The sequence below is a fragment of the Palleronia sp. genome (assembly GCF_042089775.1).
In the GTDB taxonomy this organism is placed as follows: domain Bacteria; phylum Pseudomonadota; class Alphaproteobacteria; order Rhodobacterales; family Rhodobacteraceae; genus Palleronia.
Genome location: NZ_JBELKF010000012.1, coordinates 1 through 13,416 on the forward strand (window position 1 = coordinate 1; position 13,416 = coordinate 13,416).

Annotated in this window: 10 protein-coding genes; 5 read left to right on the forward strand and 5 right to left on the reverse strand. The window is 65.9% G+C overall.

What is annotated here, in order from left to right; all coding sequences use genetic code 11:
• Positions 1–799: 799 nt before the first annotated feature.
• Both gltB and ACFDS3_RS05015 read right to left on the reverse strand, forming a co-directional pair.
• Positions 800–5,338 carry a glutamate synthase large subunit gene (gene gltB / locus ACFDS3_RS05010; protein ID WP_375261251.1) on the reverse strand — a complete coding sequence of 1,513 codons (4,539 nt, stop codon included), beginning with the start codon at positions 5,336–5,338 and terminating at the stop codon, positions 800–802.
• A gap of 271 nt (positions 5,339–5,609) precedes the next feature.
• Positions 5,610–7,043: an NAD(P)-dependent oxidoreductase gene (locus ACFDS3_RS05015; RefSeq protein WP_375261252.1), complete on the reverse strand. Its 1,434-nt coding sequence runs from the start codon at positions 7,041–7,043 to the stop codon at positions 5,610–5,612.
• Between the two features lie 232 nt (positions 7,044–7,275).
• Between ACFDS3_RS05015 and ACFDS3_RS05020 the strand changes: the two genes are divergently transcribed.
• Together ACFDS3_RS05020 and ACFDS3_RS05025 are read left to right on the forward strand one after the other, a co-directional pair.
• A complete protein-coding gene (locus ACFDS3_RS05020) occupies positions 7,276–8,079 on the forward strand; it encodes an undecaprenyl-diphosphate phosphatase (RefSeq protein ID WP_375261253.1) in 804 nt (267 codons plus the stop codon).
• Between the two features lie 44 nt (positions 8,080–8,123).
• A complete protein-coding gene (locus ACFDS3_RS05025) occupies positions 8,124–8,981 on the forward strand; it encodes a D-amino-acid transaminase (RefSeq protein ID WP_375261254.1) in 858 nt (285 codons plus the stop codon).
• Between the two features lie 12 nt (positions 8,982–8,993).
• Here ACFDS3_RS05025 and ACFDS3_RS05030 read toward each other — a convergent pair whose 3' ends face one another.
• Both ACFDS3_RS05030 and ACFDS3_RS05035 read right to left on the reverse strand, forming a co-directional pair.
• Positions 8,994–9,365, reverse strand: coding sequence for a hypothetical protein (locus tag ACFDS3_RS05030; RefSeq protein ID WP_375261255.1), 372 nt, complete (start codon positions 9,363–9,365; stop codon positions 8,994–8,996).
• Positions 9,366–9,435: 70 nt separating this feature from the next.
• The gene (locus ACFDS3_RS05035; protein WP_375261256.1) at positions 9,436–9,963 is read right to left on the reverse strand and encodes a TlpA family protein disulfide reductase; all 528 of its coding nucleotides are present in this window, start codon (positions 9,961–9,963) and stop codon (positions 9,436–9,438) included.
• 25 nt (positions 9,964–9,988) lie between these two features.
• Here ACFDS3_RS05035 and argH point away from each other — a divergent pair, with 25 nt between their 5' ends.
• Both argH and ACFDS3_RS05045 read left to right on the forward strand, forming a co-directional pair.
• On the forward strand, positions 9,989–11,386 hold the full coding sequence (gene argH, locus ACFDS3_RS05040) for an argininosuccinate lyase (protein WP_375261257.1): 1,398 nt from the start codon (positions 9,989–9,991) through the stop codon (positions 11,384–11,386).
• A complete protein-coding gene (locus ACFDS3_RS05045; RefSeq protein ID WP_375261258.1) occupies positions 11,383–11,541 on the forward strand; it encodes a hypothetical protein in 159 nt (52 codons plus the stop codon). The genes argH and ACFDS3_RS05045 overlap by 4 nt, the downstream gene beginning before the upstream one ends.
• Positions 11,542–11,545: 4 nt before the next feature.
• Here the strand turns inward: ACFDS3_RS05045 and ACFDS3_RS05050 are convergent, their stop codons facing one another.
• Positions 11,546–12,007: an Lrp/AsnC family transcriptional regulator gene (locus tag ACFDS3_RS05050; protein ID WP_375261259.1), complete on the reverse strand. Its 462-nt coding sequence runs from the start codon at positions 12,005–12,007 to the stop codon at positions 11,546–11,548.
• 134 nt (positions 12,008–12,141) lie between these two features.
• Between ACFDS3_RS05050 and ald the strand changes: the two genes are divergently transcribed.
• On the forward strand, positions 12,142–13,254 hold the full coding sequence (gene ald / locus ACFDS3_RS05055; protein WP_375261260.1) for an alanine dehydrogenase: 1,113 nt from the start codon (positions 12,142–12,144) through the stop codon (positions 13,252–13,254).
• Positions 13,255–13,416 lie beyond the last annotated feature (162 nt).

The following is a 13,416-nucleotide window of genomic DNA, read 5'->3' on the forward strand; positions in this document are numbered from 1 at the left end:
GAAGATCTGGCCTCCCCTACCGCGACATCTACCGGCATATCGACTTCTACCACGATCGGGTCAGGAGCAATCGGATCAGGAGCAATCGGATGGAGCCGCGCGCCGATGGAAAGACGCCAGCGATGCGCATCGGCCTCGCACGGGGCCGCGTGCATGAAAGGGATCTGCTATAGAAGGGGCGAGCTTCACTTGGCGTTTTCCGGATCGCCTCAAAGCAGCGAGACAGTCAAGGTATCGCGATGCCCCTCGCAACAAAGAAGCAAAGCCCAGCGTGCGCCATCATGGCGACCACCCAAGATCGCATCCGCTGATCCCGATCTAGGGGTCTCACAATCTCCTTCGCAGCCACCGTCAAGGCCACAAGGCCTGAAACAGCAAGCAGATACTTCGTTACAGCGGGTAGGATGCTGATCGTGCAGCTGAAGATGCCGCGCGCATCTCCGGTGGGATTCCAGCACGGGCCGTAGAGAGATTGGCGAACCCAAATGCCGAGAAGGTCTATGGCAAGAAGCGGCACGGGCCATGCGATAGTCGCTATTATTCGGCGTATTCTGCTTCTTTGCCTCGCAGCGGAGTCCGTTCATTGCATGCAATACCGGATTCGGACCTGGTCCCACCCGGCGCTCGGCGCGAAGCAGCGGACAGCAAGCGGTCCCGAAGCCGGAAGTGTCAGGAAGATCGGTGCAGTCGTATCCGGTCGTGACCACAAAGGAAGAAGCCCGCAGGGTCCCCGCGGGCTTCGACACTTGACGTCAGGGGCTGGAGCCGCAGGACGCCCTTTTTGCTCATTCGGCCGGAATCATTCGGCGGGAATCGCCGCCTCTTCGATCCCGATAGGATGCTCCAGCTTGCCCAGCATTTCCTTCGGGCAGACCTGGACGAATTTGCCCAGCTCGACCTCCCAGTTCTGCAAGAGGCTTGCCGCGCGGCGCGATCCGGTCTCGTCGTGGTGACGCTCGATCAGGCCCTTCAGAAGGTCGCAGTAGTGATCCGTCCCGACAGAGCAGGTCACCAGCGTCTCCTTGTTCATCAGCACCTCGGCGCGTCCCTCGGGGTCGTAAAGGAACGCCATGCCGCCGGTCATGCCGGCGCCGAAATTGGCGCCGATCTCGCCCAGGATCACCGCGATGCCGCCGGTCATGTATTCGCAGCCGTTCGACCCGCAGCCTTCGATCACCGTCCGCGCGCCCGAGTTGCGGACGGCGAACCGCTCGCCCGCGCGGCCGGCCGCGAAGAGGTAGCCGTCGGTCGCACCATAAAGCACGGTGTTGCCGATGATGGTGTTCGCCGCCGCGTCGAGCGGGCTGACCATCGGCGGGCGGACCACGATGATGCCGCCCGACAGGCCCTTGCCGACATAGTCGTTGGCATCGCCCGACACCTCGATCTTGAGGCCCGGAGCGGCAAAGGCCCCCAGCGACTGACCCGCGCTGCCGGTCAGCTTTATGTGCAGGTGGTCGGGCTGCAGCTTGTTGCGCATCCCGAACTTCTGGACGATGTGGCTCGACGTGCGGGTGCCCACGGTGCGATGCGTGTTCTGCACCGCGTAGGACAGCTGCATCTTCTCGCCGTCCTGCAGGAACCGCTGCGCGTCGCGCACGATCTCGGCGTCCAGCGTCTCGTCCGGCTCGTTGCGCGGCTGGTTGTGGTCGTAGCGGATGTCCCCCGTCTCGTCGACCGTGACCAGAAGCGGGTTCAGGTCCAGGTCGTCCAGATGCGCCGACCCGCGGCTGACCTGGGACAGCAGATCCGCCCGGCCGATCACCTCGTGCAGGCTGCGCGCGCCGATCTCGGCGAGGATTTCCCGCACCTCCTGCGCGTAGAAGGTGATGAGGTTCACCACCTTCTCGGCCGTGCCCGTGAACTTCTCGCGCAGCGCGTCGTCCTGCGTGCAGACGCCGACGGGGCAGGTGTTCGACTGGCACTGGCGGACCATGATGCAGCCCATGGCGATTAGGGCGGCGGTGCCGATCCCGAACTCCTCGGCGCCCATCATCGCGGCCATGACGATGTCGCGGCCCGTGCGCAGGCCGCCATCCGTGCGCAGCGTCACGCGGCTGCGCAGGTCGTTCATCGCCAGAACCTGGTGCGCCTCGGTCAGGCCCATCTCCCACGGCAGGCCCGCATACTTGATCGACGTGGCAGGGCTGGCACCCGTGCCGCCATTGTGCCCCGAGATCAGGATGATGTCGGCCTTGGCCTTCGCCACGCCGGCGGCAATCGTGCCGACGCCGCTCGACGCGACCAGCTTCACCGTCACCTTGGCCTTGGGGTTGATCTGCTTGAGGTCGTAGATCAGCTGCGCCAGGTCTTCGATCGAGTAGATGTCGTGGTGCGGCGGCGGCGAGATCAGCGTCACGCCGGGCGTCGAATGCCGCAGCTTCGCGATCAACTGCGTCACCTTCATCCCCGGAAGCTGGCCCCCCTCACCGGGCTTGGCGCCCTGGGCCACCTTGATCTCAAGCTCTTCGCACGCCAGCAGGTATTCCGCCGTGACGCCGAAGCGCCCCGAGGCGACCTGCTTGATCTTGGCTGACCGGTTGTCGCCGTTCGAGTCGGGCGTGAAATCGTCGGGCGACTCGCCGCCCTCGCCCGAATCCGACTTGGCGCCGATCCGGTTCATCGCGATCGACAGCGTCCGGTGCGCCTCGGGCGACAGGGCGCCAAGCGACATGCCCGGCGTCACGAACCGCTTGCGGATCGAGGTGATCGACTCGACTTCCTCCAGCGGCACTGGCGCGCCGAGCGGCTTGAAGTCCATCAGGTCGCGCAGGTGGATCGGCTTCGCGCTCTGCATCTTGGCCGAGTACTGCTTCCACATCTGGAAGCTGCCCTTGTTGCAGGCCATCTGCAGCATGTGCATCGACGTCGATTCCCACGCATGGGTCTCGCCCGTGCGGCGTGCCTTGTAGAAGCCGCCGATGGGCAGCACGTCGCGCCCGCCGCGGAAGCCCCGCGCGTGGACCTCTTCGGCCTTCATCTGGATGCCGTTCACGCCGATGCCGCTGATGCGGCTGTGCATCCCGGGGAAGAACTCGGCGCACATGGCGCGCGACAGCCCCACCGCCTCGAAGTTCAGGCCGCCCCGATAGCTCGAGATCACGCTGATCCCCATCTTCGACATGATCTTTAGCAGACCTTGGTCGATCGCCCGGCGGTACCGCGCCACGGCTTCCGTCAGCGAGCAATCCAGCAGTCCTCGCGCGATGCGGTCGGCCAGCGTATCCTCGGCGAGGTAGGCGTTCACCGTGGTCGCGCCGCAGCCGATCAGCACCGCGAAGTAATGCGGATCGATGCACTCGGACGAGCGCACGTTGATCGAGCAGAACGTCCGCAGCCCCTGCCGCGTCAGCCAGCTATGCACGGCGCTGGTGGCGAGGATCATCGGCATCGCGACGCGGCTCTCGCTCACGCCCTGGTCGGTCAGCACGATATGCCCCGCACCGGACCGCACCGCGTCCTCGGCGGCGTCACGAATACGGTCGAGCCCCTCGCGCAGCGTCCCAAAGCCGCGGCCGGGCTCGAACGTGCAGTCGATCTCGACCATGGGCGCGTTGAACGCCTCGACCATCCGGTCGAATTGCGCATTCCCGACAAACGGCGAATCAAGCACCAGGATCTCGGTCTGCGCGGACGATTCGTCCAGCACGTTTTTCAGGTTCCCGAACCGGGTCTTCAGGCTCATCACCCGGAACTCGCGCAACGAATCGATCGGCGGGTTCGTCACCTGCGAAAAGTTCTGGCGGAAGAAGTGCGACAGCGGCCGGTAGGTCTCGGACAGTACGGCCGAGGGCGTGTCGTCGCCCATCGACGCCAGCGTCTCCTTCCCGTCCTCGGCCATCGGCGCCAGGATCTGCTCGATCTCTTCGAGCGTATAGCCCGCCGCGATCTGCCGGCGCTTCAGGTCGACGCCGTCGAACAGCGGCCGCTCGTCCACCTTCGCCAGTTCGGCGTCCAGCTCGTTGATCTTGCCGACCCACTCGCCGAAGGGCTGCGACGCCGCCAGCCGGTCCTTGATCTGGGCATCGTGATAAAGCGCACCGTCCTGGATATCCACGGCCAGCATCTGCCCCGGACCCAGCGCGCCCTTCTCGACGACCTTCGACTCGTCGACCGGGACCATCCCGGCCTCGGACCCCGCGATCACCAGCCCGTCGCCGGTCACGACATAGCGCATCGGACGCAGCCCGTTCCGGTCGAGGCCGGCGCACACCCAGCGCCCGTCGGTCATCGCAAGCGCGGCCGGGCCGTCCCACGGCTCCATCACCGAGTTGCAGTAGGAATACATGTCCCGCCACGCCTCGGGCAGCTCCTCGGCCTGCTTCGACCACGACTCGGGCACCAGAACCGTCTTCGCCATCGGCGCCGACCGGCCCGAGCGCACCAGAACCTCGAACACCGAATCCAGCGCCGCCGAGTCGCTCGACCCCTGCGGCACGATCGGCTTGATGTCCTCGGCCAGCTCTCCGAACGTGGCGGATGCCATGCGGATCTCGTGGCTCTTCATCCAGTTGGTGTTGCCCTTCAGCGTGTTGATCTCGCCGTTATGGGCCAACATGCGGAAGGGCTGGGCCAGCCACCATTGCGGGAAGGTGTTGGTCGAATAGCGCTGGTGATAGATCGCGAACGCGCTCTCGAACCGTTCGTCCAGAAGGTCGGGATAGAACTCGGCCACGTCCTGCGCCAGGAACATCCCCTTGTAGATGATCGACCGGCAGGACAGCGAGCAGATGTAAAGCTGCCCCACGCCCGCGGCGGCGGCGGCCTTTTCGATCCGGCGGCGGATGACGTAAAGCTCGCGCTCGAACGTCTCTTCATCGACGCCCTTGCAGTTCGAGATCAGGATCTGCTCGATCTCGGGGCGCGTCGCATTGGCCTTCGATCCAAGGCAGGCCGTGTCCACGGGGACGTGCCGCCAGCCGTAGATGAAATAGCCCATCCGCAGGATCTCGGATTCCACGATGGTCCGGCAGGTCTCCTGCGCGCCGAAGTTCGTGCGCGGCAGGAACACCTGGCCCACGGCAAGCTGCTGGCCCTCGATCGGGGCGTGGCCGGTGCGGGCGATCATGTCCTCGAAGAAGGCGCGCGGGATCTGCACGTGGATGCCGGCGCCGTCGCCGGTGCGGCCGTCCGCGTCCACGGCGCCCCGGTGCCAGACCGACTTCAGCGCGGCGATGCCCTTTTCGACGACGCGCCGTTGGCGCGATCCGTCGATCGACACGACCAGCCCCACGCCGCAGGACGAATGCTCGTCCTCGGGGCTATAAAGCGCATTTTCGGCCATGTAGGCGCGCTTGGCTTCCTCGCGGGCAACCCATTCGGCATCGTACTTGGTCATCGCGACATTTCCTTCAGCGGGGAAGGCCGGGCGGTGCGCCCCTCCTTCGTCGATTTCGGTCAAATGCTCCCGGAAGGACCGGGGGCGGGTGCCCCACAAGGTCGTCGGCGGGGGCGGATCATCCTCGCGCGGAAAGGTCACGGTCCGCGACCTTTCCCCTTTCTTACCGTACGCCGGGGGCCAAGCCCTCCGACGCGATGTCTCACAGTTCTCTTACACGATTCTCACGTCGTTCCGACGCATTTCACACGCCGTTCCGACGCCGGCCGGTTTACTCGGCCGCTACGGCCGCGGCCCCCGCGAACTGCGCCATGATCGCCTGCGCGGCCTCGCGTCCATCCCGGATCGCCCAGACCACCAGCGAGGCGCCCCGCTGGATGTCGCCGCAGGCATAGACGCCGGGCAGCGAGGTCTCGTGCGTCTGGAAATCGGCCAGCACGGTGCCCCAGCGGGTCACTTCCAGCCCCTCCACGCCCCAGAGCTTGGGCAGGTCCTCGGGCTCGAACCCGAGCGCCTTGATCACGAGGTCGGCCTCTTCGATATACTCCGAGCCTTCGATGATCTCGGGCACCTGCCGTCCCGTCGCGTCGGGCTGACCCAGCCGCATCCGGCTGACCATCACGCCCTCGATCGTCTCGCCGGTGAAGCCCTTGGGGGCGGACAGCCAGACGAACTCGACACCCTCTTCCTCGGCGTTCTGCACCTCGCGCTGCGAGCCCGGCATGTTCGTCCGGTCCCGGCGGTACAGGCACTTCACGCTGGTCGCACCCTGCCGGATCGCGGTGCGCAGGCAGTCCATCGCGGTGTCGCCACCGCCAAGCACGACGACCTTCTTGCCCGCGGCGTTCAGCTCTCCGTTTTCCATCTCGGGCACGGAATCGCCAAAGCTCTGGCGGTTCGATGCGGTCAGGTAGTCGATCGCGCGCACGATCCCCTTCGCGCCAACGCCCGGCGCCTGCAGGTCGCGCGACTTGTAGACGCCGGTGGCGATCAGCACCGCATCATGGGCCTGCCGCACCTCGTCCCACGAGATGTCGCTGCCCACGTTGCAGTTCATCCGGAAGGTCACGCCGCCATCCTCGAGCCACTTGACCCGCCGCTCGACCACGTCCTTCTCCAGCTTGAAGCCGGGGATGCCGTAGGTCATCAGTCCGCCCGCGCGGTCGTAGCGGTCATAGACCGTGACCTGCACCCCCTGGAGCCGCAGCATGTGCGCCGCCGACAGTCCGCCGGGGCCCGCGCCGATGATGCCCACGCTCTCGGGCCGCTCGCCGGCATTGGCGATCGGCTTGACCCAGCCCTGCTCCCACGCATTGTCGGTGATGTATTTCTCGACCGCGCCAATGGTGACGGTGCCGTGGCCCGCCTGCTCGATGACGCAGTTGCCTTCGCACAGGCGGTCCTGCGGACAGATCCGGCCGCAGACCTCGGGGAAGGTGTTGTTCTCCTGCGCCAGAAGATACGCCTCTTCCAGCCGCCCTTCGGCCGTCATCCGCAGCCAGTCGGGGATGTTGTGGTTCACGGGGCAATGCGCCTGGCAATACGGAACGCCGCACTGGCTGCACCGCCCGGCCTGGTCGCCGGCCTTCTCGTCCGAGAACTCGGCATAGATCTCGTCGAAGTCGCCCTTGCGATCCTCGGCAGAGCGTTTGTCCGGCATCGACCGCGCGATGGTCGTGAATTTAAGCATCTTCTCGTTAGCCAAGGCGCATCCCTCCTGTGACGTGCCTCCCCTACACCGGAATCATCTTTCATAAAAGGGGTGAAATCGCATTTATGACAGCAGCATTGCCCTAAATACTTGACGGCAAGGCGAGCCGGTCGGAGTCCGGGGGCTCTCGGCAGGATAATATGGCCGAAACGGGACATTCTTCGAGATTCCCATGATGTAAGCACCAGCTTATACGGGCCGCGAACATCCCTCGGAGCGCGCTCAAATGCCTCTTCTCTATCTCGTCATTGTCGCCATCGTGCAGGGCATCACCGAGTTCCTGCCGATCTCGTCCTCCGGTCACCTCGTGCTGCTTCCGGCGCTGACCGGGCACGTCGACCAGGGCCTTCTGATCGACGTCGCCGCACATGTCGGCACCCTCGCAGCGGTCGTCCTCTTCTTCTGGGCAGACGTGCGCGCTGCCGTTGCGGGCATACCGTCGCTGCTGCGGGGGCGCATTCATGATCAGGGCGCCTGGCTCACGTTGTGCCTGATCATTGCCACCATTCCTGTCATCATCGCGGGCTTGATCCTGAAGGTCACCGGCCTGTCGGATCTGATGCGCTCTGTCGCGCTGATCGGGTGGACATCCATCATCTTCGGTATCCTGCTGTGGGTCCTCGATCAGCGTGGGGCCGAGGTGCGCACTGCGCCGGAGTGGACGCTCAAGCACGCGCTGATCATGGGGATGTGGCAGATGCTCGCGCTGGTCCCCGGCACCTCACGCTCGGGCATCACCATCACCGGCGGGCGCGGCCTTGGCTACACGCGCACCGACGCGGCGCGGCTGTCGATGCTGATGTCGATCCCGACGATCATAGCCAGCGCTACGCTTCTGTCGCTCGACCTCATAAGCGCGCCCAGTGAAGCGGTGATCCGCGATGCTGCCGTTGTCGCAATTCTGTCGCTGCTCTCGGCGCTTGTTGCGCTGAAGCTGATGTTTCGCCTTCTGAAAAGCGTCAGCTTCACGCCCTACGTCGTCTACCGCTTGATCCTGGGCGCCGGCCTGTTGATCTGGGCCTATACTTGACCGCGGCGGGGGGCTAAACCGCCCTCCGTAAAAGGAGGCCGCTCATGTCCCGCACCGTATATGTCAACGGCGAGTACCTGCCCGAGGAAGACGCCACGATCAGCGTCTTCGACCGGGGCTTCCTGTTCGCCGACGGTGTCTATGAGGTCACGAGCGTCCTCGAAGGCAAGCTGATCGACTTCGACGGTCACGCCGTTCGGCTCGAGCGGAGCCTGGGCGAACTAGAAATGCCCATGCCCATGAGCCGCGACGAGCTGCTCGAGATTCACCGACGTCTCGTTGCCGAGAACGGGATCGAGGATGGCATGGTCTACCTCCAGGTTACGCGCGGCGCCGCGGACCGCGATTTTGCCTATCCGCCCGAGGGCACGCGACAGACCGTCGTGCTCTTCACCCAGTCGAAGCCGGGGCTGGCGGACAGTCCTGTCGCCAAGGCGGGGATCAAGGTCGTTACGCTGCCCGATCTTCGCTGGGACCGGCGGGATATAAAGACGGTGCAGCTTCTCTATCCATCCATGGGCAAGATGGCGGCCAAGGCGCAGGGCGCCGACGATGCCTGGATGGTCGAGGAGGGGGTGGTCACCGAAGGCACCTCGAACAACGCGTACATCGTCAAGGGCGGGGTGATCGTGACCCGAAACCTGGGCCCCGAGATCCTGCACGGCATCACACGCGCCGCGGTTCTGCGTTTCGCCCGCGAGGCGCAGATGAAGGTGGAAGAGCGTGCCTTTACCGTCGAAGAGGCGAAGGCCGCTGACGAAGCGTTCGTAACCTCGGCCACGACCTTCGTGACGCCGGTGGTCGAGATCGACGGTGTTCCGGTGGGGCAGGGAGCGCCAGGCCCGGTGGCGCAGCGCCTGCGCGAAATCTATCTTGAGGAAAGTCGCAAGGCCGCCGTCTGAGGTCGAGGCGGCCTAGCTTTCGGCGATCTTGTCGTGCCAGGTCGCGGCGTCAGCCGGGCTGAGTTTTACCGTCACGCGCGGCACGTCGATGTCGCCCAGATGGATGTTCAAGCCGTCTGAGCCGATGTCGGTCTCGGCCTTGTCGAGGCGCCGCGCGACCCTCCCGCGCCGGCAGATCAGACCGCAACCCCAGTCCGTCTCCACCAGTGCCGTGCGCCCGTCCTCGCCAATGATCGATGCGCGGACCCGGTCGCCGGGATAGACGGCGCGCCACGCATCGCGGGCCGAGTCGGCCGTGTTCAGCGGGCCCTGCCGCCAGCGGCGGAAGGCCGTGATGCCGCTAAAGGCAGCTGCGGCGACGAGAAGAGTGGCAGAAGGTTCCATGAAAGCCCGCAATAGCAAGGGTGCGCGCAGACATGGCGTGCCCGTGCGCGGCTTTCAAGTGCCCGCGCGGCTACTGCCCGAGCGCCTCGATCACGGCCGCGGCCTCGGGGCTGTCCCATTCCGCGCCGCCGGTCAGGCGGGCGACCTCGCGCCCCTCGGCGTCGATCAGTACCGTGACCGGCAGGCCGAGGACGGCCATCTGGCGCGCCTCGCTCTGGTTCGGGTCCAGAAGGATCGGCAGCGCCTCGATGCCCGTTTCATCGAAGAACCGCTCGATCCCGTCGATCGAGTTGCGCCCCGTCGCGACCGTCACAACCTCGGCTGTGCCGGCCTTCTGGATCGCGTCGAGCGCCGGCATTTCTTCGCGGCAGGGGGCACACCATGTCGCCCAGAAGTTCAGGAGGACCGGTTTGCCCGCATATTCGGCCAGCGCAACGCTGTCGCCTTCGGGCGTCTCGAAGGTCAAGGGCGGCACGTCTTGCGGCGTGTCGTGGACCACCAGCTTGCGCATGTCGCCCGACAGTTCGACCCCCGACAGGTCGGCGGCATTTGCAGCGCTGCCAAGCGCCAGATAAAGAACGGCGGCAAGTAGTCTCATCTGCATCCTCCGCGAAAGGTCGTCCATGTCCGATTCCGACAGCACCTCGAACGCCATGTGGGGCGGCCGCTTCGCCGGCGGTCCCGACCAGATCATGGAGGCGATCAACGCCTCGATCGGCTTCGACCAGCGGTTGGCAGCCCAGGACGTCGCGGGCTCTCGGGCCCATGCGGCGATGTTGGCCGCGCAGGGCATTATCACCGATAAAGATGCCGAGGCGATACGGGAAGGGCTGCTCACCGTCTTGTCAGAGATCGAGGGCGGGACGTTCAAGTTTTCGGCGGCGCTGGAAGACATCCACATGAACGTCGAGGCCCGCCTGATCGCGCTGATCGGCGACGCGGGCCGCCGCCTGCACACGGGCCGCTCGCGCAACGACCAGGTCGCAACCGACTTCCGCCTGTGGGTGCGCGACCAGTGCGACGCCGCCATCGCCGGCATCGCGGCGCTGCAAACGGAGCTGGTGGGGCAGGCCGAGCAGGGGGCCGACTGGGTGATGCCCGGCTTCACCCACCTGCAGACCGCCCAGCCTGTGACCTGGGGCCACCATATGCTGGCCTATGTCGAGATGCTGTCGCGCGACCTGTCCCGCTTCGAGGATGCGCGGAAGCGCATGAACGAATCCCCCCTCGGCGCGGCGGCGCTTGCGGGCACGTCCTTCCCCATCGACCGCCACGCCACGGCCGAGGCACTGGGTTTCGACCGTCCCTGCGCCAATTCGCTCGACGCGGTCAGCGACCGGGACTTCGCGCTCGACTTCCTGTCGGCGGCGTCGATCTGCGCGATGCACCTGAGCCGCCTCAGCGAAGAACTGGTGATCTGGTCCTCGGCCCAGTTCCGCTTCGTGGCCATGTCCGACCGCTTCTCGACCGGCTCGTCCATCATGCCGCAGAAGAAGAACCCCGACGCGGCCGAGCTGATCCGTGCCAAGATCGGCCGGATCTTCGGAGCGCAGTCGGCGCTGCTGATGGTGATGAAGGGACTGCCGCTCGCCTATTCCAAGGACATGCAGGAGGACAAGGAGCAGGTCTTCGACGCCGCCGATACGCTGATGCTGTCGCTGGCCGCGATGACGGGGATGATCGGCGACATGGCTGCGAACCCCGACGCCTTGCGCGCCGCCGCCGGGCACGGCTTCTCGACCGCCACCGACTTGGCCGACTGGCTGGTGCGCGAGGCGGGGCTGCCGTTCCGCGATGCCCACCACGTCACCGGCACGCTCGTCGCGAAGGCCGAGGCCAAGGGCTGCGATCTGCCCGACCTGAGCCTCGCGGAAATGCGGGAGGTTCATCCCGCCCTGACCGAAGGCGTGTTCGACGTCTTGGGCGTGGACAATTCCGTCGCCTCACGCAAATCCTTCGGCGGCACCGCGCCCGATAACGTGCGAACCCAGATCGCCGCCTGGAAGGAGCGCCTCGCATGACCCGCCTCGCCCCGGCACTACTCCTGTTGCTTGCGGCCTGTGGGGAAAGTGGCTTGCCCGAGCCCCGAAGCGACGAGGTCCGGGTGACTGGCACCGGCGTTACGGTCGACATCTCGGGCACTGCCGAGATAGGTGTTTCGGGCTCTTACGATTGAGCTGCTAGACCGGCAGTTCGGTCGTCTCGCGCACACGCCGCAGGGAAAAGCTGGACTGCATCTTCGCCACCCCCGGCAGTTTCGCCAGATGGCGACGGTGCAGGCTTGCAAAGTCCTCGCTATCGGCGACCACGACCTTCAACAGATAATCTGCGCTGCCGGCGGTCATGTGACACTCCAGCACTTCGGGGATCTGGCATACGGCCAGTTCGAAAGCGTCGAACGCCTTCTCGGTCTGGCCGGCCAGCGTGATCTCGACAAAGACCGTGACTTGCCGCCCGACCGCATCGCGGTCGAGGAGGGCGACGTACCCGGCGATAATGCCCTCCCGCTCGAGCCGCGCAACCCGGCGGTGGCAAGCCGAGGGACTGAGAGATACCGCCTCGGACAAGTCCGCGTTCGACAGCCGCCCCTTCCGCTGGAGCGCCCGCAGAAGGCGCCGATCCGTCGCGTCCAGCTCGATCATCGTGCAAGCGTCTCCTGGCTGATCGCCCATTCTTCGAAACATCTGCCGATTTGTCGGCCGTGGTGGGCGAAATATCAACCGATTTGCGCCAGCCCGGCGCTACGCTTCGGCCAAAGCTAAGCAAGGAGCGCGCAATGAAGATCGGATGCCCTACCGAGATCAAACCTCAGGAGTTTCGCGTGGGCCTGACGCCCGTCGCCGCGGCCGAGGCGGTCGCCCACGGGCACGAGGTGCTGATCGAAGCTGGCGCCGGTGACGGCGCAGGATATGCCGATGCCGATTACGAGGCCGCCGGCGCCCGCATCGTCCAGACCGCCGAAGAGGTTTTCTCGCAGGCCGAGATGATCGTGAAGGTGAAGGAGCCGCAACCGGGCGAGCGCAAGATGCTCTCCGAGGGGCAGCTTCTGTTTACCTACCTGCACCTCGCGCCGGACCGTGCACAGACCGACGATCTGCTGGCCTCGGGCGCGACGTGCATCGCCTACGAGACCGTGACCGACGCACGCGGTGGACTGCCGCTGCTCGCGCCGATGTCCGAGGTTGCCGGGCGGCTTGCGCCGCAGATGGGCGCCTACACGCTGCAGAAGGCCAATGGCGGCCGGGGCGTGCTGATGGGTGGCGTGCCAGGCGTGGCGCCGGCGCGCGTGGTCGTCATCGGCGGTGGCGTCGTCGGGACGCAGGCCGCCCGCGTTGCGGCGGGAATGGGAGCGGACGTAACTGTGCTGGACATGTCGCTTCCGCGGCTGCGCTACCTCGACGACACTTTCGCGGGTCTCTTCAAGACGGGCTATGCCTCGCGCACCGTCACTGCGGAACTGGTGGCGCGAGCCGAGATGGTGATCGGCGCGGTGCTGATTCCCGGCGCAGCGGCGCCCAAGCTCGTCACCCGCGAGGAACTGTCCTCGATGCATCCGGGCGCCGTGCTGGTGGACGTGGCCATCGACCAGGGCGGGTGCTTCGAAACCGCGAAGCCGACCACTCATCAGGATCCGAGCTTCGAGGTCGACGGCATCATGCATTACTGTGTGGCGAACATGCCCGGCGCGGTGCCGCGCACCTCGACCCAAGCGCTGTCGAACGCCACGATGCCGTTCATGCTGTCCTTGGCGGATCAGGGCTGGCAGGGCGCTTGCCGCGCCGATCCGCACCTTGCTGCCGGTCTGAACGTCCACGCCGGACGTCTGACGAATCGTGCGGTGGGGCAGGCGCAGAATCGCGAGGCGGTCGACCCGGCGGCTGTTCTCTGACTGGCGCGGGGGCAGGAGTCGCATTCTGCCCCCGATGCGACCGATAGCCGATGCGACAAAAGAAAAAGGCCATCCCGGAAAGGCAAGCCCCTTACCAGATGCGTTTTAGAAGATTCTTCGGTTGGCCAGACTCTGGCCAACCTTCCACTTAAAAAGGCCAGC